General features: G+C 62.1%; 23 protein-coding genes and 2 pseudogenes. 10 read left to right on the forward strand and 15 right to left on the reverse strand.

The window, feature by feature from the left end; all coding sequences use genetic code 11:
- Window positions 1-94: pseudogene (locus ACJYUO_RS21095) on the forward strand (IS5/IS1182 family transposase); the annotation flags it as partial.
- Window positions 95-110: 16 nt separating this feature from the next.
- On the opposite strand, the pseudogene ACJYUO_RS21100 reads toward ACJYUO_RS21095, so the two are convergent.
- Window positions 111-624 (reverse strand): annotated as a pseudogene (locus ACJYUO_RS21100) (IS6 family transposase); the annotation flags it as partial.
- A gap of 309 nt (window positions 625-933) precedes the next feature.
- Entirely contained in the window at window positions 934-1,212 is a 279-nt protein-coding gene (locus ACJYUO_RS21105; RefSeq protein ID WP_494347288.1) for a hypothetical protein, read from the reverse strand.
- A 142-nt stretch (window positions 1,213-1,354) separates the two neighbouring features.
- Between ACJYUO_RS21105 and ACJYUO_RS21110 the strand changes: the two genes are divergently transcribed.
- The 4 genes from ACJYUO_RS21110 to ACJYUO_RS21125 all read left to right on the forward strand — a co-directional run bounded on the left by ACJYUO_RS21110 (window position 1,355) and on the right by ACJYUO_RS21125 (window position 5,421).
- The gene (locus ACJYUO_RS21110; protein WP_494347289.1) at window positions 1,355-2,533 is read left to right on the forward strand and encodes a thiolase domain-containing protein; all 1,179 of its coding nucleotides are present in this window, start codon (window positions 1,355-1,357) and stop codon (window positions 2,531-2,533) included.
- Window positions 2,530-3,951, forward strand: coding sequence for a zinc ribbon domain-containing protein (locus ACJYUO_RS21115; protein WP_494347290.1), 1,422 nt, complete (start codon window positions 2,530-2,532; stop codon window positions 3,949-3,951). Before ACJYUO_RS21110 ends, ACJYUO_RS21115 begins: the two co-directional genes overlap by 4 nt.
- 166 nt (window positions 3,952-4,117) lie before the next feature.
- Window positions 4,118-5,002, forward strand: a complete 885-nt coding sequence (locus tag ACJYUO_RS21120; protein ID WP_494347291.1) for a 3-hydroxyacyl-CoA dehydrogenase family protein — start codon at window positions 4,118-4,120, stop codon at window positions 5,000-5,002.
- Between the two features lie 191 nt (window positions 5,003-5,193).
- Window positions 5,194-5,421, forward strand: a complete 228-nt coding sequence (locus tag ACJYUO_RS21125) for a hypothetical protein (RefSeq protein WP_494347292.1) — start codon at window positions 5,194-5,196, stop codon at window positions 5,419-5,421.
- A gap of 344 nt (window positions 5,422-5,765) precedes the next feature.
- On the opposite strand, the gene ACJYUO_RS21130 is transcribed toward ACJYUO_RS21125, so the two are convergent.
- The gene (locus tag ACJYUO_RS21130; protein WP_494347293.1) at window positions 5,766-7,214 is read right to left on the reverse strand and encodes an SLC13 family permease; all 1,449 of its coding nucleotides are present in this window, start codon (window positions 7,212-7,214) and stop codon (window positions 5,766-5,768) included.
- 161 nt (window positions 7,215-7,375) lie between these two features.
- Here ACJYUO_RS21130 and ACJYUO_RS21135 point away from each other — a divergent pair, with 161 nt between their 5' ends.
- Both ACJYUO_RS21135 and ACJYUO_RS21140 read left to right on the forward strand, forming a co-directional pair.
- Window positions 7,376-8,080: a cysteine dioxygenase family protein gene (locus ACJYUO_RS21135; RefSeq protein ID WP_494347294.1), complete on the forward strand. Its 705-nt coding sequence runs from the start codon at window positions 7,376-7,378 to the stop codon at window positions 8,078-8,080.
- Between the two features lie 270 nt (window positions 8,081-8,350).
- The gene (locus ACJYUO_RS21140; RefSeq protein ID WP_494347295.1) at window positions 8,351-9,556 is read left to right on the forward strand and encodes an MFS transporter; all 1,206 of its coding nucleotides are present in this window, start codon (window positions 8,351-8,353) and stop codon (window positions 9,554-9,556) included.
- A 60-nt stretch (window positions 9,557-9,616) separates the two neighbouring features.
- Here the strand turns inward: ACJYUO_RS21140 and ACJYUO_RS21145 are convergent, their stop codons facing one another.
- Together ACJYUO_RS21145 and ACJYUO_RS21150 are read right to left on the reverse strand one after the other, a co-directional pair.
- Window positions 9,617-10,840 (reverse strand): mandelate racemase/muconate lactonizing enzyme family protein, encoded by a 1,224-nt coding sequence (locus ACJYUO_RS21145; protein WP_494347296.1) that lies wholly within the window; start codon window positions 10,838-10,840, stop codon window positions 9,617-9,619.
- Between the two features lie 194 nt (window positions 10,841-11,034).
- Window positions 11,035-11,193, reverse strand: coding sequence for a hypothetical protein (locus ACJYUO_RS21150; protein WP_494347297.1), 159 nt, complete (start codon window positions 11,191-11,193; stop codon window positions 11,035-11,037).
- A gap of 393 nt (window positions 11,194-11,586) precedes the next feature.
- On the opposite strand from ACJYUO_RS21150, the gene ACJYUO_RS21155 reads away from it, so the two are divergent.
- On the forward strand, window positions 11,587-12,021 hold the full coding sequence (locus tag ACJYUO_RS21155) for a universal stress protein (RefSeq protein WP_494347298.1): 435 nt from the start codon (window positions 11,587-11,589) through the stop codon (window positions 12,019-12,021).
- Window positions 12,022-12,063: 42 nt separating this feature from the next.
- Here ACJYUO_RS21155 and ACJYUO_RS21160 read toward each other — a convergent pair whose 3' ends face one another.
- The 7 genes from ACJYUO_RS21160 to ACJYUO_RS21190 form a co-directional block, all read right to left on the reverse strand.
- Complete coding sequence (locus ACJYUO_RS21160; protein WP_494347299.1) at window positions 12,064-12,861, reverse strand: SDR family oxidoreductase; 798 nt, start codon at window positions 12,859-12,861, stop codon at window positions 12,064-12,066.
- Between the two features lie 36 nt (window positions 12,862-12,897).
- Window positions 12,898-13,317, reverse strand: coding sequence for a MaoC family dehydratase (locus ACJYUO_RS21165; RefSeq protein ID WP_494347300.1), 420 nt, complete (start codon window positions 13,315-13,317; stop codon window positions 12,898-12,900).
- The gene (locus tag ACJYUO_RS21170; protein ID WP_494347301.1) at window positions 13,314-13,808 is read right to left on the reverse strand and encodes an FAS1-like dehydratase domain-containing protein; all 495 of its coding nucleotides are present in this window, start codon (window positions 13,806-13,808) and stop codon (window positions 13,314-13,316) included. Before ACJYUO_RS21170 ends, ACJYUO_RS21165 begins: the two co-directional genes overlap by 4 nt.
- On the reverse strand, window positions 13,801-14,208 hold the full coding sequence (locus ACJYUO_RS21175; protein ID WP_494347302.1) for an acyl-CoA thioesterase: 408 nt from the start codon (window positions 14,206-14,208) through the stop codon (window positions 13,801-13,803). Before ACJYUO_RS21175 ends, ACJYUO_RS21170 begins: the two co-directional genes overlap by 8 nt.
- A 195-nt stretch (window positions 14,209-14,403) precedes the next feature.
- Window positions 14,404-15,888: a tripartite tricarboxylate transporter permease gene (locus ACJYUO_RS21180; RefSeq protein ID WP_494347303.1), complete on the reverse strand. Its 1,485-nt coding sequence runs from the start codon at window positions 15,886-15,888 to the stop codon at window positions 14,404-14,406.
- Window positions 15,889-15,891: 3 nt separating this feature from the next.
- On the reverse strand, window positions 15,892-16,551 hold the full coding sequence (locus tag ACJYUO_RS21185) for a hypothetical protein (protein ID WP_494347304.1): 660 nt from the start codon (window positions 16,549-16,551) through the stop codon (window positions 15,892-15,894).
- A gap of 102 nt (window positions 16,552-16,653) precedes the next feature.
- Window positions 16,654-17,541: an NAD(P)-binding domain-containing protein gene (locus tag ACJYUO_RS21190; protein ID WP_494347305.1), complete on the reverse strand. Its 888-nt coding sequence runs from the start codon at window positions 17,539-17,541 to the stop codon at window positions 16,654-16,656.
- Between the two features lie 271 nt (window positions 17,542-17,812).
- Between ACJYUO_RS21190 and ACJYUO_RS21195 the strand changes: the two genes are divergently transcribed.
- Window positions 17,813-18,787 carry an LLM class flavin-dependent oxidoreductase gene (locus ACJYUO_RS21195; RefSeq protein WP_494347306.1) on the forward strand — a complete coding sequence of 325 codons (975 nt, stop codon included), beginning with the start codon at window positions 17,813-17,815 and terminating at the stop codon, window positions 18,785-18,787.
- A gap of 148 nt (window positions 18,788-18,935) precedes the next feature.
- Here the strand turns inward: ACJYUO_RS21195 and ACJYUO_RS21200 are convergent, their stop codons facing one another.
- Window positions 18,936-19,736: a Bug family tripartite tricarboxylate transporter substrate binding protein gene (locus tag ACJYUO_RS21200; protein WP_494347307.1), complete on the reverse strand. Its 801-nt coding sequence runs from the start codon at window positions 19,734-19,736 to the stop codon at window positions 18,936-18,938.
- A gap of 476 nt (window positions 19,737-20,212) precedes the next feature.
- Between ACJYUO_RS21200 and ACJYUO_RS21205 the strand changes: the two genes are divergently transcribed.
- Entirely contained in the window at window positions 20,213-21,001 is a 789-nt protein-coding gene (locus ACJYUO_RS21205; protein ID WP_494347308.1) for an enoyl-CoA hydratase/isomerase family protein, read from the forward strand.
- 57 nt (window positions 21,002-21,058) lie between these two features.
- On the opposite strand, the gene ACJYUO_RS21210 is transcribed toward ACJYUO_RS21205, so the two are convergent.
- Window positions 21,059-22,000, reverse strand: a complete 942-nt coding sequence (locus ACJYUO_RS21210; RefSeq protein WP_494347309.1) for a hydroxymethylglutaryl-CoA lyase — start codon at window positions 21,998-22,000, stop codon at window positions 21,059-21,061.
- The gene (locus tag ACJYUO_RS21215; protein ID WP_494347310.1) at window positions 22,001-23,197 is read right to left on the reverse strand and encodes a CaiB/BaiF CoA transferase family protein; all 1,197 of its coding nucleotides are present in this window, start codon (window positions 23,195-23,197) and stop codon (window positions 22,001-22,003) included.
- Between the last annotated feature and the right edge of the window lie 11 nt (window positions 23,198-23,208).

The raw sequence follows: 23,208 nt of genomic DNA on the forward strand, positions 1-23,208 counted from the left end.
CGACGCCGTGCGTGCGCGAACCTGGTACGGCGAATTTCGAGAACTCGTCTTGATGTGTGCAGTTTACAACATCACGCAGGCCGTGAACCAGTGAAATCAAGCACCGTCTGGCGATTCACCACGGCCCTTTCGACGTAGTCGAGCTGACCGCTCAATCCTAATCAAGAGAGCAGTCAGATCGCCGTAGCCATCGGCGAGAAACACCGTGTCAGAGAGATCGTGTTTCTCGGTCAATTTGTGTAGGAACGCAGCGGCTGGATCGGTGCCTCGGCGTCCAAAGACTGCGACATCGAGAATCAACCGTGAGTCTAGGTCGATTGCAGCGTACACCCAAGACCAATCGCCGTTAATCTTGACAGCGGTTTCATCAATGGCGACCCGCGTCGGCGAAGCCGTCGACGGGTCTGACATGCTGTCAGCCACCCGATGTACCCAGTGCCAGATCGCTTGATGAGAGCGTTCTACGCCGATCAAGCGAAGAATCGCTTGTGTCTATCGAAGTGAACAACCGGTCGCGTGGAGACGGACGGCGAACACCCTGACGGGCGTCGCCGTCCGTTCACGCTCCCAAGATTCATCAAAATCCGCCGCGTAGCACTCGCTGAGCAGATCTGCGAGCTGCATGCCAAACTAGCTCTATGACCTGCTCGCTTCTCAAACTGCGCTAACTAGTGTTGCTTCCAGATCCAATCGATAAGTACAGGACTGCTCTCGTCTGCTGGTTTTGATGCATCTATTCACGGCTGAAGAACCACTAGACGGTGCCCGTTGGAGAAATCCACCATCTCGTACATAATCGGCGAGAATAATGTCCTTGTAGTACCGTATTCATCCGGTCAGCCGTATATTCGTATCCGCTTCGGTGCACTTCGAAAGTCACTGCGTCGATCTCGTTTTTGGATTCAGTTTGTTGGGACATTGTTTAATGCCTTGTTAATTATTCATATCAATGGTTACGTTCTCATGTTCGTCGATCGATGCATTCATTGCCGGGTTGAGAGTTATCGTTGAGTGGTCGTTTCCCATGATAACTGGTCCCTCGAACTCCGCTCTTGGGTTGAGTCTATCACGGTGATAGGTCGTTGCTTCTCGCCACTCTCCGTCAAAATACACCTTACGCGTTCCGCCGTCGTCCGCTTCGGTTTTGGCGGCACTTGGACTCTGGAACTCTTGGGCAGCTGTTTGCTTGCTCCCGATAGCGCGTAAATTCACGAACGTAACTGGGAACTGGTCGAAAGGGGCCGAACCGATCGCAAAAACGCGGATTCGGAGAATCGAACCACTCTCACTGACGGGCCACAACGGCGGCCGAACCGACGGTATATTTATTTCGGTACAAATTTATGTGTTCTGCATGAGCGATGCTTATTTAATCGGTGCCGGACAGTCGTCATACGGAGCTTTTCCCAGCGAGAGCTACCGATCGCTGTTCCGGACGGCGTTCGAGGCAGCCGTCGAAAGCGTCCCAGACGGGATCGATGCGGCCGAGATCGACGAGGCCGTCATCGGCAATCTCGGCGTCGGCGGTCGCCAACTCGGGCTCTCCGGCCCGGCAGTGACCGAACACGTGGGCCTCGATGGCGTGCCGACGACGCGGGTCGAAAACGCCTGCGCGGCGAGCGGCTTCGCGGTCCGGCAGGCGGTCCAAGCGGTCAAATCGGGGATGGCCGACGTCGTCCTCGCGGGCGGCTTCGAGGTCATGTCCGACATGAGTTCGGACGCGACGAAGTACTGGCTCGGCGTCTCCGGGGAGACCGAGTGGGAGCGCCTCTCTGGAACCACCTTCTCCGGCGTCTACGCCCAGATGGCCAGCGTCCACATGGAGCAGTACGGCACCACGCGCGAACACCTCTCGCGGGTCGCGGTGAAGAATCACGCGAACGGGGCCAAGAACCCCCACGCGCAGCTAGGATTCGAGTGCTCGCTCGAGGACGCCCAGTCCGCGCCGGTGGTCGCCGACCCGCTGAACCTCTATCACTGCTGTCCGACCTCCGACGGCGCGGCCTGCGCGCTGATCGTCAGCGAGGACGTCGTCGACGACTACACCGACGAACCGATCCGCGTCGCCGGCGTCGGTGCCGGCAGCGACAACGTCGGCCTCTTCCAGCGCGACACCTACACCGGCGTTCCCGCCAGCCAGCGGGCCGCCGAGTCGGCCTACGAGATGGCCGGCGTGGGGCCCGACGACCTCGACTTCGCGGAGGTCCACGACTGCTTCGCCATCGCGGAATTGCTGGCCTACGAGGATCTCGGCTTCTGTGAGAAAGGCGAGGCGGGTCAGTTGATCGAGTCCGGCGCGACCGAACTGGGCGGCGACCTCCCCGTCAACACCTCCGGCGGCCTCAAGTCCAAGGGCCACCCCATCGGCGCGACGGGTGCCGGACAGGTCGTCGAGGCCTACAAACAGCTCACCGGCACGGCGGGCGAGCGACAGGTCGAGAACCCCGCCCGCGGGCTGACCCACAACGTCGGCGGCAGTGGCGGTGCGTCGGTGATCCACGTTTTTGAGAAGGAATCGGAGGTGGAAGCATGAGCGCGATCACCGGCGTCGGCGCGTACGCGCCGCGATTCCGCATCAGTAGCGGGGCCTTCGAGGAGGCGTGGGGCCAGTTCCACGCCGCCGGCATCACCCAGAAGGCCGTCCCGTCGGCCGACGAAGACGCCCTGACGATGGGCTACGAGGCCGCGACCCGCGCGCTCGAGGCAGCCGAGACCGACCCCGGCGAAATCGACTGGCTCGGGTTCGCGTCCTCGCAACCGCCGGAGGCCGAGGAGGACCCGACCGCCCGACTGGGCGCGATGCTCGCGCTCTCGGAGTCGGCGACCAGACAGGTGTTTACCGGGAGCACGCGCGCCGGCACCCACGCGCTGTGGGCCGGCCTCGACGCGCTCGAGGCCGAGTCGACCACCGCGCTGGTCGTCGCCGCCGACGCGCCGCGGGGCGACCCCGACAACGGGATCGACCACGCCGCCGGGGCCGGCAGCGCCGCGTTCGTCCTCGAGCGCGACGGCCCGGCCGAAATCACCGACCGCGCCGAATATTCCGTGCCGTATCCAGGGACCCGGTTCCGCAACACCGGCGAGGACGAGACGCGGGGGCTGGGCGTCACCCAGTACGACCGGCAGGCATTCTCCGAGACGATCGGCGGGGCTATCTCGGGTCTCGAGGTCGAACCCGAGCCCGAGGCGGCCGCGATTCAGGCACCCGACGGGAAACTGCCCTACCGCGCCGCGGGCGCCGCTGGCGTCGACAGCGACGATATCCAGGCCGCCGCGACGGTCCACGAACTGGGCGATCTGGGCGCCGCAAGCATCTCCGTCTCGCTGGCCAGCGCGCTCGAGGACGGGTACGAATCGATCCTCGCGGTTTCCCACGGCAGCGGCGCGGGCGCGGACGCGCTTGTCGTCGAGGCCGACGGCGAGGTTCCCGCAGAGATCGCCCTTGAGGGCGACGAGACGCTTTCCTACGCGGAGTACCTGCGCCAGCGCGGCATCGTCACGACCGGCCCGCCGTCGGGCGGGGGTGCCTACGTCAGCGTCCCCTCGTGGAAGCGCTCGCTCCCGCAGCGCTACCGGCTCGAGGCCGGTCGCTGTTCGGAGTGCGGCGCGCTCTCGTTCCCGCCGGAAGGCGCGTGTGACGACTGCGGGGCGCTCGCCGAGTACGAACCCGCTGCCCTCTCTGGCGAGGGAACGGTCGAGGCCGTCACGACTATCTCGCAGGGCGGCGCCCCACCGGAATTCGCTGACCAGCAGGCCCGTTCGGGCGACTACGCCGCGGCGATCGTGGCGCTTGAGTCGGCACGCGGCGACGACGCCGTCAGCATCGTGGCGATGGGAACCGACGTGGCACCCGAGGGGTTCGCGGTCGGCGACCGCGTCGAGACGACGATCCGTCGCATCTACACGCAGGAGGGCGTGACGCGATACGGGTTCAAGATCCGCCCGCGATAGCCAGTAGCGGCGACTCTGGGACGCGACATCGAACCGTCGCCAGTCGGCCGCGATTGTGTTCCGTGAGCGCATCGAGACATCCGGTTTTTGCGTGGATCCGCCGAATACACCCGATCGCGTTCGTCGGATAGGAATCTTTTTCACTGCGCTTGAGATGCGATACCACATGCGAATCGCAGTACTCGGAGCCGGGAGTATGGGCCACGGGATCGCGCAGGTCTCCGCCGCGGCGGGCCACGACGTCGTCCTCCGAGACGTCGAGAGGGACTGCGTTGAGGACGGTCTAGAGGGGATCCACGAGAACCTGCAGGGCGGCGTCGACCGGGACAAGCTCACCGAAGAAGAGATGGCAGCGACGCTCGAGCGTATCGAGGGCACGACCGACCTCGAGGCAGCGGTCGGCGACGCCGACCTCGTCGTCGAGGCCGTCCCCGAGGAGATGGACCTGAAGCGGGCCGTGTTCGCGGACGTCGAGGACGCCGCGAGCGAGGACGCCATTATCGCCTCAAACACCTCCTCGCTGTCTGTGACGGAGCTGGCCAGCGTGCTCGAGCACCCGGATCGGGCAATCGGACTACATTTCTTCAACCCGCCGCACATCATGGGCCTCGTCGAGATCGTCGTCGCCGAGCAGACCGACGAGCGCACCGAGGAGTTCGCGATCGACTACGTACGGGGCATCGAGAAGGAGGACGTCGTCGTCCGCGACACCGCCGGGTTCGCCACGTCCCGCTTGGGACTCGCGCTGGGACTCGAGGCAATCCGGATGGTCGAGCAGGGCGTCGCCAGCCCCGCGGACATCGACGAGGGGATGGCGCTCGGCTACGGCCATCCAATGGGACCGATCGAACTGACTGATCACATCGGGCTCGATGTCCGGCTCGACATCGCCGAGTACCTCCGGGAGGAACTCGGCGAGCGGTTCAGGCCGCCGCAGTCGCTCCGGCGGAAAGTCCGGGCCGGCAAGCTCGGCAAGAAGACCGGCGAGGGCTACTACGTCTGGGAGGACGGCGAGCGCGTCGGGACGAGCGGCGACTGGGGCAACGACTGAACTGCGACGGTACGGTGCCGCTCGAAGGGGCTGACGTGCACCGTCGGCCGCACGATCCGTCGTTGAGCCAGAGGTCGAGCCCCATCGGATCGTTGGGCGTGCGAACGATCGGATCGATTCGCGACGGCAGTGGTCTGACGGGCGATACGAACGGGCGAAGTGGTAGGGTTTGGGTCGGTCTACCGAACCATATGAGCGACGACAAGTCAGCGCGAATCGCGAGCGTGTCGTCACGCGATCAACTGTCGCCCGAAGACCCGACGCATTTCGATGCGATCGAGGAGAGCCGCGGTGGCGTTCGCGGCCCGTTTCAAGTACTGCTGCGAAGCCCAGAGATGACCGGGCGGACGGGCGAACTGGGCGCGTACCTCCGTACGAAAGCCAGTTCGACGGGACCAATCGGGAACTCGCGGTTCTGACGGTCGCCCGCGAGTTCGACTGCGCCTACGAGTGGGCCACGCACAGACCTTCGCGCGGAGGAGCGAGAGGCGGCAATCGACGCGATCAGGACGGACGAGTCCGCTGCCGGCCTCACTAAGGACGAGGCAACGGTAGTCGAATACGGTCGTGAGCTGTTTCGAAAGTGCGGTATCGCTGCGGACACCTATCGGGCGGTGGCCGATTGCAACTCGTCGAACTGACGGCGACGATAGGGAATTACGCAATGCTCGCGTGTGTACTGAACACGTTCGAGCTGCGGCCCGACAACGACACACCACAGTTACCCCGACGGTTCGATCACCGTTGGCTCCCGACGTCGCCGCTACAGTGGCGAGACAGCGTCGACAAAGGGCCAGTACAGCGTCCAGCTGAGTGCTACGATGACGAACGCGAACGCCAGCGTGAGCAGCCCGAGCGCGGTGACTTCCCTCATCGTCAGCGGTCCCTGTTCGTACGAGATCAAGACGGTGGCGTTGTTGAACGGGAGTAGCGTGGTCGACATCAGCAGAATCGCCAGTCCGAAGGAGAGGTACAGCTGGTTCACCTCGAGCAGCGTGGCGAACTCGAGGAGGATGGGAAACATCACGAGGAACGCGGCGGAGACCGAAGAGAACGCAGTCCGAACGAATATCGCGACGAAAAATAGCATGAGGAGCACAACCGCCGTCGGTGCACCGAGCGGAAGCACGGACGCGAGTCCGGAGATTAGGAAGTCGAACGCGTTCAGGTCCTGCATGACCTCGAGAAGCGAGAGCATTGTCCCGATAAGGAAAATAATTCCCCAGTTAATTGACCGGACTTCTTTGGCGGTGACGATGCGGACGCCCGGCAGCGAAAACACAAGGACGACGAACATGCCGGGGATGATCGTGGATATCCCTACGAACGAGCCGACAATCCAGAAACAGGTTGCGGTGAGAAGCGTCCCGACGACGATCAACTGATCGCGGGTCAACGATTCGGGAGCACCGTCAATGCCGTCGATACCGTCGATCGATCCGTCGGTGCGTACTTCGCGCGTCTGGAGGTCGCGATCGTCGTCAACGTCGTAGACGAAGCTCGCGGCGGCGATCCCGATCGTGAACAGGAGGATAATCGGCGGCGTCATATACAGCGCCCACTCGACCCAGGTGATTGGCCGGACGATCGAACTGGTCAGCGCCGACGCCGCGATCGCCATTCCGCCGCCGGTCATCAGTGCCAGCGACCCGACGGGGTTGAGGTGGCCGATGACGTAGTAGGCCAACCGGCGGAACTGACTGTCGTTATCGATGTTGTACAGTTCGTTGACCCGGTCGACAATCGGAAAAAACGTCGCTGTTCGAGCGGTGCCGGAGGGCATGATGAACGCGAGGAGGAGGATCGTGGCGGCGAGCCGGCGGATGGAGCTCTTCGGCGTGCTCTCGGGGGAGACGAGGAGGGTGGCGACCCACTCGTCGAGATCGACCTTCGCGACGCTCTTGCCGATGAGCAGGAGCAAGACCATGAAGAACACGAGGTTCGACGCGAATCCGACCGTCGCCGCCTCGAACGTCGGTGCCACGCCGAGTGTGTAGAGCAGGATCACGCAGAGGATGCTCGAGATCGTGTACGGAACCGGTTTCGTAATCCACAGGAGCACCGTCGCGAGGAACACGGAAAAGGCGAGCTGGACATCGGGCTGGACCGTTGCGGAGACGGGGACGAATGCGCCGATTACGAGGATCGCGGCTGCACCGGTGAGCCCCAGTACCGATGTCGCCTCGAGGTTGGACCTGCCGAAGACGTTCACGGACCGACTGACAGGCTACCGCATAATATTCGTGTCGACTTTCGGCGCTGCGGTGCAACTCGCTGCTTGAATGGATTCCCGATCGGATCGGTCGCCGCTGACCGGTGACAGGTGCTATCACACCGCTACTGTTAATGAGGTGTAAGTAGTGAGACGTACCAATGGCAACGTTCGATTTGGACACGGAAGAGTACATCCACGATGACGACCGGATGCAGTCGTTCATCGATGTCGTACAGACGACTGCCGAGGAGTACGAAGAGATCACGGACCTGCTCGCGGCCCTGGAAGCACCGTTCGAGGAACTCCTCGCGGACAACGGCTGGCTTGACGAGAAGTATCAGCAGCTCTGTACTGACGAAGATGACGACATGGGGAACATGGGCGACGACATCGCCCAGTGGCTGCTGTACCGTGACGGAAACAAGCTTGCACTGTTCACGCTCGTCCTGCCACCTGGTGCCTCGACGCCGGTCCACGACCACCTAGCGTGGGGCTTAGTCGGCATTTACGGCGGCATGCAGCGCGAGGAGTTCTACCAGCGCGTCGGCGATGGCAAGAACGATGTGGGTGAGGCCGAACTCGAGCACCTCCGGACTGAACACATGGAGCGGGGAGACTACTACGAACTCGCGCCGCCAAACAACGACATCCACTCGGTGACGACAACGTCCGACGAGCCGAGCGTGAGCGTTCACCTCCTCGGCGCCGATGTCGGCTGTATCGAGCGCCACGCGTTTGATGTCGAGGACGAGGAGATCGAACTTTTCCACTCCGGATACACGAACGTCGAATGTGACGAGATCATGGAGGCGCCGGATATCGGTCACGGACATGGAAACGGGCATGGTCACAGTCACGACTAGTCGATCTCACACGCGTCCGGCCGGGAACGGCCCTAAACTCGAGGCAGTTACGCCTAGTCGAGGGCGAGAAACGGCCAAAAGGATAGGTACTTTTTTCTCCTTATCGAGGCGCTGACGACTCGACAGCACCGTCACCCGCCGCGGCAGTCGCAACTCAAGTCGGAGCGGATCGCCGCGGTGCGACGGCGGTAACCCGACCCCTTTGATAGGTTCACGGCAAAATTGATCTCCACCACGGAGACAATAGGGGCGAACCGAGTACAACGGAGTGTGCAATCGTTCGCCGAAGTCGGCAGCAACGCGAAAGCGATCTGGACCGATGGAAAAGGCAAGATCCTGTTCGCCGTCGCCGCGGGGTGGTTCCTTTCTATCGGTCTTCGATTCGTCTATCCGGTGTTGCTCCCGTCGCTGCAGTCTGCCTACAGTATCGATCTCACGACGGCGGGGCTCCTGTTGAGCGTCCTCTGGGTCGCGTACGCGCTCGGGCAGCTCCCTGGTGGGATCCTTTCCGATCGGATCGGTGAGCGGAACATCCTCGTCCTGAGTACAGCCATCTCGGCCGTGACGATTGCGCTGGTCGCGGCGGCCGATTCCGTCCTCGTGCTGTTCGCCGCGACAGCAGCGTTCGGTGCCGGTACCGCACTCTATGGCGTCGCTCGGTTCACCACGCTCTCGCATGTGTTCCCCGACAACGAGGGGGCAGCGATCGGACTAACCATGGCCGCCGGCGATCTCGGTAACGCGCTCCTCCCGCCGGCCGCGGGACTCGTCGCGGGCGCACTGGCCTGGCAGTACGGCTTCGGTCTCACCGTGCCGCTGTTCACGGTCGTGGCCGCCTTGCTGTGGATGTCCGTTCCGAAGCGGACGTCGGCGGGCTCGAACGCGATCGACGAACTCTCGCTCGACGCGTTCCGGGAGGTCTTCGCAGCGCTCAGTCGCTCATCGATCGTCCTCGTCACGATGCTGCAGTTGCTAGGCTACGTCGCCTGGCAAGGGTTCACCGGGTTCTACCCCACCTACCTGATCAACGTCAAGGGGATATCACCCTCGGTCGCCACTCTCCTGTTCGGCGCGTTCTTCGGGCTGGGAGTCGTCATCAAGCCCGTCGTCGGGTCGGTGTACGACCGGTTCGGCCTCAAGCGATCGTATCCGATCGTGATGGGCGTGTTCACGGTGACCGTCGGACTCCTCCCGCTGTTCGAGGGGTTCTGGTCGATCGTGATCGCAACGGTGTTCCTGAGCAGCATCCTCGGCTACGGGACGATCACGCTGAGCTACCTCACCACCGCGCTGCCGGAGTCGGTGCAGGGCACCGGTCTGGGAACCCTGCGGACGATCTACATGACGGCCGGCGCCGGGAGCCCGGTCATTATGGGCGCGCTCGCGGATCGCGGGTTCTTCGACGAGGCGTTCCTGTTGCTCGCCATCGTGGCGGCCGTCGCGATCGCGCTCTGTACGCGGATTCCGAACCAGTAGCCGCGTCGGACGCTCCGTTCGGTGATCGGGGTACCGAGACACGGCCTGCTTCAGTTCCGGCTACGAGGAGAATCCGACATCGTCGCCGAGCGTATGTTCTTCCACGACGTCCTCGTTGAGTTCGATCCCGAGCCCCGGTTCCGTCGGGACCTCGATGTGGCCGTCCGCGATCAGCGGCCCGCCCCGGACAAGCAGGTCGTCCCACCAGTCGACCTCCAGGGCGTGGTACTCGAGCACGTCCGCGTTCGGGATCGCCGCACAGAGATGGACACAGGCGATCGTACCGACAGGGCTACAGACGTTGTGCGGCGACATCGGGATGTAGTTCTCCTCAGCCCGGTCGGCGATTCGTTTTGACTCCGCGAGGCCGCCGCAGGTCGTCGGGTCGGGCGTGACGATGTCGACGGCGTGCTCGTAGAGCAGTTCGGACAGTTCGTGGACACGGAAGCGGTTTTCACCCGTCGCGAGCGGCGTCGAGGTCGACCTAGCGAGTTCGCGCTGGGCGCTCGTCTCCTCGGGCGGAACGACATCCTCGAGCCACATGAGATCGTACGGTTCGAGGGCTCGAGCAAGGCGCTTTCCGCTCTCGACCGAGTAGTCCCAGTGGCAGTCGAAGGCCAGATCAACATCGTCGCCGACGGCGTCGCGAACGGCCGCGACGATCTTGCGCTTACGTTCGATCGCGGCGTTGTCGAGGCGGCCGTTGTACGGATCGGGTTCGTTGTCCGACGCCATGTCGAGGTCGAACTTGATTGCCGTGAACCCCGAGTTGACGACCTCTGCGGCCGTCTCGGCGTACGCCTCGGGCTGGTATGCATCGACACCTGCATACTCCGTGAAGCCATCGTCGACAGCGTACGCCTCGCCGGCGTGGCAGTCGCAGTAGATTCGGATCCGGTCGCGGTACTTGCTGCCAAGCAGTTGGTAGACCGGCAGCCCGTAAACCTTGCCGGCGAGGTCCCAGAGCGCGATCTCGATGCCCGAGGCCGCGGTGACGACCTTCCCAGTCGTCCCACCATGACCGGACATTTCCTGGACGATGCGCCGGAAGAGTCGCTCGACATCAAGCGGATTCTCGCCGACGAGGAACCGCTTCGTGTACGCGATCAGTTCGTCGATCCCCCCGCCCCGGTAGGCCTCTCCGATCCCCGTGACGCCGGCGTCGGTGTGGACCTTGACGAGATTCCACTCGAAGTTCCCTTCGACGACGCAGGTCTCGATATCAGTGATCACGATGTCGTGGTCGGCCGGTCGGACGGTCGCATGATTGGAAAAGTCTCGCACGCACCTATTACTGACGGACGGACGAATAAGTAATGCGGTTGAGGTCAACGTGACGAGGAGACGCCACCCGGGCCTCATCGGGAACCTCCAACGGTCAAGATTCGAGGTCTCCGGCGTCGTATCGTAGTGCGGCGGCGACCTTCGACGGGACGCCAGCGGCAGGTATCAGTCTCGGTACCGCGGCTCCGATATCGTCAATCGACCGAGTCCCGGTTCTCCTTGATCCATCGTCGCCACTTGTCGGGAATCGACGCGGCCGAACTGGTCTCACCGTCGATGACGACCTGAGTCGTCCTGGCCGTTGCGGCGACGTCGCCGTCGGCGCGTATCTCGTACGCCTTCGTAATGCTCAACTCGCCCAACCCGTCGTCCGGACCGCCACCTCAACGCGCTGGTCCGGTTTGATCGGTGTCTTGTATTCGAGGTGGAGTTCGACGATTACGGTGTCGACCTCGCCGATTCGCCGTCCGATCACGTCCCGGTAGTACCCTTGCCAGGCTGCCCTGAGATAGCTGGCATAGACAATGTGTTGACGTGACCCATGCCTTCAATATCTCGTATCGTGTCTGTATCTCCATGCTATAACTGAACCATGACACGATGAGTACAATACCCGAGTCGCAGTTGTATGTTCTGATACGGGCGATCCCGAACACAGGAAACGGGACGAACGTTCAGTAACCGGCCGTCTCGTGATCGGTCCACGGCATATCATTAATAGGCTGGAGTTTCGATATAGGAGTACAATGGTCATTATTGCTGCCGTAGATCAAACTGAACCGAACGACGACGTGGTTAGAGAGGGACGCCGACTTGCGGATGCGTTCGGAGCGCCGCTACACGTCGTTCACGCGCTAGACCGATCTACGTTCATCGAGTTGGAACGTGGTCAAGTCGAAGACGAGGGGGAGACGGTGCCACTCGATGAGGTGCGAGGGATGGGGGAAACGATCGCGTCAGAGGCGCTCGAGCGAATTGGCGTTGAGGGGACCCCTGTCGGGCTCGTCGGGGAGCCGGCCGAGGAGATCATCGACTACGCCGACCGGAACGACGCATCGCACATCGTCCTCGGCGGCCGGAGTCGCTCGCCGGTCGGCAAAGCGCTCTTCGGCAGTGTCACACAATCGGTGCTGCTTAACACGTCCCGACCGGTCGTGTCGGTCCACAATGAAGAGGCGTGAACCGGCGCGGCGATCCGCCGCAGCGAGACGCCCTGCTTGCCGCTACGTGATGCGACTGTGCCAGCCGCCGTCGACCGGGATAACGGAGCCGGTGACGTAGCTCGCGGCCGGCGAGGCGACGAACGCTGCGGCACGGGCGAACTCTTCCGTCGATCCCAGTTCATCAACCGGCAACTCTGCCTCGCGCCGGTCCCAGGCCTCGCTCTCGGCGATCCCTTCTCGGTCAGTCAATTGCTCAACTTTCGTTCGGATCCGATCCGTGACGACGCCGCGTGGGGCGACGCAATTCACTCTGATTCCCTCCTCGCCGAGCTCGTTGGCCTGTACTTTCGAAAGGCCGTAGATTCCCGGCCGAAACACGTGGCCAAGCGCCCCGTTCGAGGTCGGTTCGAGCGAGGAGACGGCGACGAGGTGCGTGATCGACCCACCGCCGTCTCGCAACGCGGGAAGCGCCTCCTGGCAGAGCAGGAGGGTACAGCGCAAGACTGACTCGTATGCGGCGTCGAACTCGTCGATGCTCGCCTCGGCAAACGTTGACGACGGCGGCGCAACGTGGTTCGTAATCAGTGCGTCGAGCGTCCCGAGCCGATCGACGGCCGTCTGCGTCGCGGACCGGATCGACCGTTCGTCCTTGAGGTCGCAGACGACCCAGTCGATCGTATCCGGGTCGGCGCCCGTCTCATCGAGGACGCGTTCTTCGGCCGCCTTCAGGTTTTCCTCACTCCGAGAGGTGATGACGACGCTCGCACCCTCGTCGACCATCCGGGTCGCGACTGCGAGGCCGAGCCCTTTGCTCGCCGCCGTGATGAAGACACTACATCCGTCGAGATCGAGATCCATATGTTGTGTAGACGATCATTGATGATGTACTATGGGTTATGGGCTGATCGTTGCATCTCCCTCTAGGATCGTCGCACCGTCGGCAGTATCAATAGTTATTGATATCTCCGCCGTCGTCGTGTTGCCCGTTCGATCCGTCTCGACCTCCGCAACCGTTCCGCTGACGCGCAGCGAGTCGCCAGGCCGAACCGTTCCGACGAACCGGGTCCGAAACCGGTCGACTACGTCGATAGGCACCCAGTCCGTCACTGCCGCCGACGCGAAGCCAGCAACGAGCATTCCCGGCACAATCACGCCGTCCTGGCCGGCCGTTCTGGAAAACTCGTCGTCGTGGTGGAGGGGATTGAAATCGCCGCTAGCCCCGAGATAGCGGACGATCTGCGTCCGATCGAGGTCGTCGACGCAGAACGTCGGCAACTTGTCCCCGACCGAGAGCGTGTCCGGATCGAGATTCATTGCGAATCGGCCGCCTCCCGTTCGATGCGCGTCCGTCGTTCGATGACCACGACTTCGCCGTCCGCGTCGGTGTACGTCGTCTCGAGGACGGCAAAAGTAAGCGTCCCGTCGGTGCCGGGCTTCTGATACACGTCGACCAGTTCCGTCGTCCCGTCGAGCGTGTCGCCGACGGTCACAGGGCGGCTGTACTCGTACTCCTGTTCGCCATGGACGGTGCGTTCGGGGTCGAAGCCGAGATTAAATCCGAACGAGGACCCATCGTTGCCGACGCGGTACCGAGGGAAGTACGCGACCCGTGTGAACGTAAGCGGCGCGGGGACATCGTCGTACCCAGCCTCTCGCGCGGCTTCACCGTCGTAGAACATCTCGTTCTGACTCTCGATCGCCCGTGCAAACTCGGCGACCTTCCCCGCTTCCACGGTGAGATCGGTGACTGTCTGCCGACGTTCGCCGACCAGCGACTCGAGTTCCGCCATGGATTTCTCAGGCACTGCTGATCCCCTCGTTGGCTTCGATCCGCTGCCGCCAGTCGGTCGGGATCGGACGGGACGATCCGCTCTCGTTATCATATATCACCTGAACCGTCTTGGCCGTCGAGACGATATCGCCGTCGACGCGGAGCGTGTACTCCATGGTGAGACTCGAGGTCCCGAGGTCGGTCACCGCGACCTCGATATCGACGATGTCGCCGCGGGTGATCTCGGCACTGTAATCAATCGTCATGTGCACGACGACCGTGTCTGCTGCCCGGAGGTCGTACTCCAGCACCTCCTCGTAGTATCCTGCCCTCGCCTCCGCGAGGAAGGTCGGATATTCGCTGTTGTTGACGTGTCCCATCGCATCGATGTCCTGAAACCGTACCGGTATCGACGTCACGTGCGTTGCTGCCATCATCGTCAGTTCTGACGTGAGCTTTCATAAATTACGGGGATCGATATCAAATACCACTCACCGGCATCGATACCCGCGAGACCCGGCTCCATCGCCGTTGGGATCCGTTCGAACGAAACCGTCGCTGACCAGCCCAGTAACTGGCGAGTACGACGGCCGGAGAAATCACTGGAGGGAAAAACGGCAGCCGAGAGGTTATCCCAGTTGCTTTTTGAACACGCCGCGAATCGCCGGACCGATCGTCAGCGCGACGATCGCGATCACGATGATCAGCGAGAGGGGATCGTTCACGAAGATCATCAACGAACCGTCGGACAGGGTGAGCGATCGGGCGAAGTTCTCCTCAGCGATCGGTCCGAGGACGATCCCGAGGACGAACGCGATGACCGAATAGTTGTACCGCTTCATGTAGTAGCCGATGATGCCGAGACCGAACACCGTCAGCACGTCAATCCAGTTGACTCGGAGCAGGAATCCACCAACGACGGCGAGAACGACAATCATAGGGATGATGATGTCTGTATCGATCTTTGTCAGGACCCCCATCCGGCTAATGAACGTTAGTCCGACGAACAGAATGACGAAGTTCCCGAGGAACAGCGCGATGAACACCGCGTAGGTGATCTGGAGGTCGGACGAGAAGAGGTTCGGACCCGGTTGGAGACCGTGCATGATGAGACCGCCGAGCAACACGGCGGTCGAACCGCTGCCGGGGATCCCGAACGAGAATGTCGGGATGAGCGATCCAGGAATCGTCGCGTTGTTCGCGGATTCCGCTGCGATCAGTCCCTCGTGGTTGCCGGCGCCGAATGAGTCCGGATCGTTCGACGAACGCAGCGCTTCCGCGTACGAGACGAACGTCGACACCGTCGACCCAGCACCGGGAACCGAACCGATTCCCATGCCGATGAGACTCGATTTCGCGAGTAGATATGGTTTCGTGAGAACGGAACTGATTCCGCTACGGATCGAACCGGTAATCTCCATATCTGTCTGTGCGACGCCGCCCTCCTCTCCTGCCAGGTTGATCATCTCGGCAATAGCGAATAGGCCGATCAGTGCGGCGACAAAACTAATACCGTCGAACAGCGCCGGATCCCCGAACGTGAATCGCTGCTGAGGGATCATCGGTGCCATCCCGATTGTGGCGATAAGCAGTCCGAACATCCCAGAAACGACACCCCTGACGAGTGATCCGCGGGCCACGATCGCGATCATTGCGATGCCGAGAAGCGCGATGAGGAAGTACTGGGGTGACCCAAACAGTAGCACCATTCTGACGAGGAAGGGCGAGATAAGGATCAACAGCACGATCGTAATAAATCCGCCGAGCGTCGACGCGACAGCGGACATCGCGAGCGCGGTGATCGCCTGTCCCTGTCGCGAGAGCGGGTACCCGTCGAGCGTCGTCGCCGCTGCTGCTGACGTCCCGGGCGCGTTGAGAAGAATCGCTGCAATGCTCCCGCCGTACATCCCGCCACTGTAGATACTCACGAGCAGAATGATAGCGTTTACCCCGTCGAGCGGAAGCGTGAGCGGAAGGATGAGCGCCATCCCGAGCGAGGCGCCGATGCCAGGGAGTGATCCAACGAATATTCCGATGAGGATTCCGACCGTCAACCAGAGTAGCGGTTCACCGGTCAGGATGATGCTGATCGCTTCGGATAGTGCGTCTAACATGGGTCAGCCCACCAACACCCCCGAATTGAGTTGTACATTGAGCAGTCCCATGAAGCCGTACACGATCCCAAACGCGCCCGCCGTCAATCCGACCGTGATGTACCAGTTGTGGTCCACCCAGTACGAATAAGCGAACACGAACACCGGTGAGGCGAAGAGGAAGCTGATGAAATAACACAGCACTACGTATCCAGCCGTCATCACGGAGAGTACGAATCGCTTGTTTTCCAGCGCAGTTCGCGGCGACGGGAGGATTGAGTGCGACTCGAACTGTCGCTCGTCCGTCGCTCCCGTCACCGCTTCGGCGCTCATTTCGTTATCAGACTCCTCCTTGGAGTCGACTGTCGGTTCTCTGTCGGTCGTCATGTCGTCCATCTCCTCGGTCTCCGCTTCGACCTCCTCGATTTCCTCCTCGTAGGAGTCGAACATGTCTCCAGACTCGCTCACGACCGCTCGCAGCGGAGCGGGGAGAAACGGCTCAAGGAGGAGCACCAGTGCTCCAAGGAACGTGATCGAAGCGATAAATCGCGGAAACATCCCCGACGGATCGCGGAACTCGGCGGCCTCAACGAACATGTAGGCGGAAACGACGAGGAGCCCTATCAGAAGTATGTGCTCTGCCGTGATTCTCTGACTTAAATTGCGTGAATTGCTCTCAGACATCACATCACCGTGAAATAACGATTAGCAGGAACTACCTTATAGTTTGTGTTGATCGCTATCGTATGCGTGGGATGTAGCCCCGCTCGACCGCCACGACTCGCCTCACGACGAGTCGTCGGAAAGATGTCCCTTGAGCGCCTCCAGCACGGCGACGTAGTCGTCGTCGGACGAGTTCAGTAACTCCTCGTGGAGGGCAATCGTCTCGTCGATGATCGGCGCTCGATACCCGGCGTCCGCAGTCGTCTGCCGCACTTCACGTAGTTCACCCAGTCGGCGTTGCGCGTGTTCCGGGGTATTCTCGAGCGCGGTTCGCATCCACTCCTCAACTGATCGCTCATCGAAGAGTCCGTTCAGGTCGTCGAGAACGTCCTCGTGGACGCCGTACGCGACGGCCGGAGCGAGCGTTTCGGCAACGAGTTCGCGCATCCCCTTAGTGAACGTGCTCCGGAACATCTTGAGCAGCGCCGGGTGCATCGGATCCGCGCCGACATCCTGGACCGTGAATCCGACCGTTCGAAGGGCGGCGACGGTATTGGCGCGATCCGGCCCCCCGATGACCAGTCGGACGCTGTCGCGACCCGCCGCGGCAGAGCCCATGATGGTCGCCTTGAGCGGCGTGCCGCCGGCCGTCTCGATCTTGTCGACGATCTGTTCGGTCGTCGCCGGCGACACCGAGTTGAAATCGAGGAACGGCTGTCCCGGCACGAGCCCCGGAGCGGTCTTCGCAGCGACGTCAGCGGCCGTCGCCGGCCAGACGCAGGAACAGACGAGCTCCGTCTCCGCCGCGAGCGACGCGTAGGAGTCGGCGACGGCGATCGGCGAGTCAGAGAGTCGCTCGCGAAGGCGATCCGGAGATCGAGTCAGTACGGTGACGTCGATGTTAGTTTCGACAAACGCTCGAGCGAGCAGTTGACCGGCCTCACCGTACCCGATAAGTCCGATGCGCTCGATGCTCTCGGCTCCGCTACAATCCGCATTTTCGGCGCTCATTTCGTACGGGTAGTCGAGATTTCACCTCATAAGTCCTCCTGTGGATTGGTGACGAGGAGATCGCGACGCTTCGGAGCGATACTCGACTCTGGAGACGGTCACAACGCATTACTGCGATAACGGGGTACAGACGGGCAGCGTCACAGTTCTACTGTCTGACCGGGACAGCAACGCGGTTTCGGCCAGTCCGCGAGCGCCGGTACCTTTTCCATCAGTGTAGCTGTACATTTGAGCGGAGGTCCAGTGGGTGAACGCACTGGAAAGTACACGCATGAAAATCGGATTCAGATGTACGGAAGGCGGGCAGCGGTTCGACGAGGCACTGACAGAGGTCAAACATGCCGAGGAGCTCGGCTTCGACTCGGCATGGGTCGCCGAACACCACGGCTGGGGCGCGAAGTGGCCGAATTCCTATATCGCACTTGCCGGATTTGCAGCCGCGACGGACAAAATCGAATTCGGAACCGGCGTCACGATCCTCCCACAGACGAACCCGGTCTCGCTCGCAGGCGCGGCGAATCTCGTCGATGTCGTCTCGGACGGTCGCTTTATCCTTGGCGTCGGAACCGGTTGGCGTCGCGACGAGATGGAGAATCTTGGGTACAACTTCGAATCGCGCGGCCCGCGCATGACCGACCACCTGTGCGCACTCAACGAACTATGGGAACCCGGACCATCGTCCTACGACGGCCGGTTCGTGTCGTTCGAAGAGTTCGACCTCACACCCGAGTCTGTCCGCGATCCGCGACCGCCGATCTGGGTCGGCGGCGGATCGACGCCTGCACTGAAGCGGGCCGCGCGTTTGGGGGATGCCTGGCTGCCGTCTTGGCGCGAACCGTTCGACGCTCTTGAGGAGAAGTATGCGACGTACGAATCGTTCATAGACGATGCCGACGGCTCGAACAGTTCGGTTCCGCTGCTCCGAATCGCCTGTATCGACGAGGACGGCGACGTCGCTCGTGAGAAGCTTCGCACCCTGCTGACGAAACTGGTCGAATCGTACCGGGCGAAGGGGTCGACGGTTCCGGAGGCATGGGTAAGCGCGCTCGAGGGCGACATAGACGAGTTCGCGCAGGATCTGTTCGTTTACGGGACGCCGTCTGAGTGTGCAGCCCAGATCGAACGGTACCGTGAGGCCTTCGGCGTCGATCATGCGGTGTTGCGGCTCGCGACGCCGACGACGGACCACGAGGACGTCATGGAGGCCGTCGACCTGTTCGGTCACCGTGTGATCCCCGATCTTTGAGGGAACGCCCGCTCCCAGTACCGTTTCAGAGATCCGGTTGGCACCGCGGCCCGTAGTCCCGAAGCTATGGTCCGTCGTCCGTAGCCACTAGGAGATAATCCGGTCTCGACACTAAATAAAATCGAACGACCATGCCGTCGAACGCGATCTATTGTAGTTGGTCGAGGTCGATCTGCTCGTCGAGGCTAAATGCTGACTCGATGGCCGCGTTGGTCTCGTCGGGACCGTTGAACAGCACTTCGTTGCCCGTCTCTTCGGACCACTGCTGGACCTCGTCGGAATTGACGGCCGCCTCGTAGGCGTCGGCGAGCGTCTGAACACGATCATCGGGCGTGTCCGGTGCGCAAGAGGCGGTTCGCATGATTGCTCCGAACTCGTCGACGTTCGTCCAGCCGGCGTCCTCGGTGGTCGGCGTGTCCGGGAAGACGCTGGATCCGTTGGAGGTCAACACCCCAACGATGTCGATGTTCCCCTCCTCGACGGCACCGGCGGCCGAGGAGTCAGTCGCGGTGCCCACGGGAATCTCACCGGACGCGGCTGCCTGCACGGTCGGGCCGGAACCGTCGTAGACGATCCAGTCCTCCCAGGGGACATCGCCCTCTTCGCGGAGTTGGATCATGGCGACGTGGTTCGCGGCGCCAAGCGACCCGCCGAACTGCGTGAGATCGCCATCCGCGTACCTATCCGCGAGGTCTTCCATCCCCTCGATCTCCTCGTCAGGGTTCGCGAAGATGACGTACGGCGTCTGTCCGTATTGACAGATTCCCTTCAGCTGAGAGAGGTCGTCGTTGGTCTGGTTGAGCAGCCATGCGATGCCGGCCGTCGGCAGCGTGTGGCCGACGTGCGTGTAGCCGTCTGGCTCGGCGTGATACGCTTCTGTGATACCCTGAATCGATTCGGCGCCGGGAATGTTTTCGAGTTGCACGTCGACACCGAGCTCTTCCCCCACTTGCGGCAAGATGCCTCGCGCGTACGTGTCGGAACCGCCTCCCTCACCGTATGGAATGATGTGACGAATGTTGTCACTCGGAAACTCGCCGTCCCTGTTGTCGCCCCCGATACAGCCGGCGAGACCGACTGTAGTTGCTGCACCCACACACTTCACGAAGTGGCGCCTGTCAAAACTTGGCATACACGGATTGATATCCAATGTAGCATATTAAACCTTATGACTCTGATGGAATAGATACCGATTATTCATCGGGAGTCGTTCTCGGTAGGATGATACTCAGGCGACTCCCATCAGGCAAAGGGGAATAGCGCCCACCGATGGGGCAGCCTCCCTCCAAGGCGGATTCAGTCTGACTGAACCGCTGCGGTCGCCATGTACGTTCCGTGATCCACTAGGAACGGCATCAAGTTCGATCAGATCGGCGAGGGCGGGCCGGATTTATGTGCGCTCCCGACAAGGTCTGACCCGTGATCATGCAGTACGACACCATCGAGAGCAAGCTAGAGGACGGCATCGCGACAGTAACGCTCGACAGACCCGAGTCGCTAAATGCATTCTCGCCGACGCTCAGAGGGGAGCTGGTTGACTGTCTCGAGGAGATCCGCTCGCTCGATCGGGACGAGTCCGAACCGAACGTCCGCGCGGTTGTCGTCGAGGGCACCGGCAAGCAGGCGTTCAGCGTTGGTGCCGACGTCAACGCCGACGGCGATGCTCCTCAGCCCAGCGTGAAGGAGTTCCGAGATGAACTCGTTCTCCCCCCGAATCTCCCGATGCCGGTCGTCGCCGAGATCGATGGCTACTGTCTGGGCGCCGGCCTCGAGTTCGCGATGGCCTGCGACTTTCGCCTCGCAACGCCGGAGAGCGAACTGGGCTTTCCCGAGTCGCGGCTCGGGATCCTTCCAGCCAACGGTGGCGTCCAGCGGCTCGTCTCGCAGGTCGGCTCGAGTCGCGCCAAGGAACTGGTGATGGCGGGTGAGCGCGTCTCCGCCGAACGGGCGGAGAGCGACGGGTTCGTCGATTACGTTCACCCCCGCGCGGAAATCGATTCGTTCGTCCGAGAGTTCGTCGATCGGATCACGACCGGCGCGCCGCTCGCGATCCGCGCCGCGAAGGACGTTATCGATACGGGACTCGGTACCGATCTGGAGACGGCGATCCAGTACGAACACCGGGCGTCTCGTGCGCTCCGAGAGACGCGCGATCACGAAGAGGGACAACAGGCGTTCCGAGAGGATCGAGAGCCTGAGTGGCAGTGGGAGTGAGGCGGTGACCTGGCTCTCGGTACGAGGTCGAGATGGCGTAACCGTACCTGCGACGCGTCAGTCGTCCGAACCCATTACGTCGAGGACGTATTCGGCGGTACCGCCCCGGACAACGTGGCTGTTCTGTCCGACATCGAGTTCGTTAGCAACGTCGTCGGCAACCGTCGAGACGGATCGGAACAGTTCCTCGGAGCTGATCCCCATCCGCGAGAGCATGTGAAGCAGGTCCTCCGTCGGTGTGTTCCCGACGCCTTCGAGTTCGTCGGGGAGGACGACACCACCGCCGACTCCGCAGACCGACGTGTCGAACCGGTCGACGCCATGTTGCATCGCGACGAGCGTGTTCGCGAGGCTCATGCCATTGGTGTCGTGGAGGTGGAGGCCACAGTCGAGGTCGGGCCAACGCTCCCGGACGGCTGAGAGACTCTCTGAGACCTGTGCGGGATCAGCGAGTCCCATCGTGGTCGCAAGCGTGACTTCGTCGACGCCCGCTTCGACCATCGCGTCGACCACGGAGAGAGTCTGTTCCAGTGGGACGCGCCCCTCGTAGGGACAGTAGAAGCTGGTCGCCATCCCCGCCTCGACCGCGACGTCGGTCCCGTCCGCGAGGTCGACGATCCGCTCGATCTCCGCGATGCACTCCTCGCGGGTCGCGTTCTGGTTCTTCTCGCAGTAGGTTTCGCTCACTGCGAGGAGCGCATTGACCTTGTCTACGCCGGCCTCGAGGGCCCGCTCCATGCCAATAGAGTTGGGGACGAGCGCCCGGTAACTGACGTCCGACCGGCGATCAATTCGCTCGGCGACCTCCGCGGCGTCACGGAGATTCGGCACGGCGTCGGGGTGGGTGAACGACGTGAACTCGATCTCGTCGACGCCCGTCTCGGAAAGCCGATTGATCAGTTCGACCTTCGTCTCCGTCGGAACGAACTCATCCAAACTCTGAAATCCGTCACGCGGCAACATCTCGACGATCCGGACATCCTCGGGAAGGTCGTCCATCTAGATCACTCCCCCCTCGGAGAGCCGCTCGTACTCCTCCTCGTCGATCCCCACCTCCTCGAGGTACACCTCCTCGTTATGTTCGCCCGGGGACGGGCCGAGGTGGGACACTTCGCCCGGCGTCTCGGAGTACTTCGGCACAATGCCGTGGGTCTTCACCTCACCGAGGTCCGGGTCATCGACGGAGACGATATTGTCCCGCGCTTGGTAGTGTGCGTCCTCAAAGATATCGGCCATGTCGTAGATCGGTCCGACGATGGCATCGGAGGCCTCCATCACCTCGATGACCCCGTCGGTCGGCCGCTCGCTAGTCCAGTCCTCAATGATCGCGTCGAGTTCCTCGACGTTATCCAGGCGGTCAGCGTTCGTCTCGAAACGCGGATCGTCGATGAGGTCCTCACGACCGATCGCCGCCATCACGTTCTCGAAGATCCGCTGTGACGACGCGGAGAGCGCGATGTAGCCGTCCGCGGTCTCGTACATGTTTCGGGGCGCGGAGTTCTCCGATCGGTTGCCCGTGCGCTCGGAAACGTAGTCCATCGTATCGTAGGCCTCGACCTTGCCGATGAACAGACGAAACAGGGGTTCGTACAGGCTCACGTCGACGACCTGTCCCTCGTTCCCCTCTGTCATCTCACGGTCGAACACCGCGTACACCGCTGACTGGGCGGCGTACTGTCCCGCCGTGAGGTCGGCGAGCGGAATCGGCGGGAGCAGGGGATCGCTGTCCGGGAAGCCGTTACTGTGGGCCCACCCGGAGATACCCTCGGCAACGGATCCGAATCCCGGCTTATCGGATTTCGGGCCGGTCTGGCCGTAGCCAGTGATGCGCACCATGACAATACCCTCGTTAACTGCTTTCAGTTCCTCGTAACCGAGGTTCCACCGTTCCATGGTTCCCGAACGGAAGTTCTCCAGGACGATATCGGCGTCCTCGACCAGTTCGAGCGCCATCGCCTGACCCTCGTCTGACGACAGATCAAGCGTGACACAGCGCTGGTTGCGACCCAGCGACTTCCACCACATCGACTCACCGTCCTTGATCGGCTTCCACTCGCGGATCGGGTCCGTCTTCGTCGGGTGTTCAACAGTGATGACGTCGGCGCCGAAGTCGGCCAGCGTCGAGGCAGCGAAGCCACCGCTTATCATCGTCGTGAAGTCAACGACGCGAAGACTACGTAACGGTCCTTGAGACATACGTACGGATA

Source organism: Natrinema sp. CRL1 (assembly GCF_059162405.1).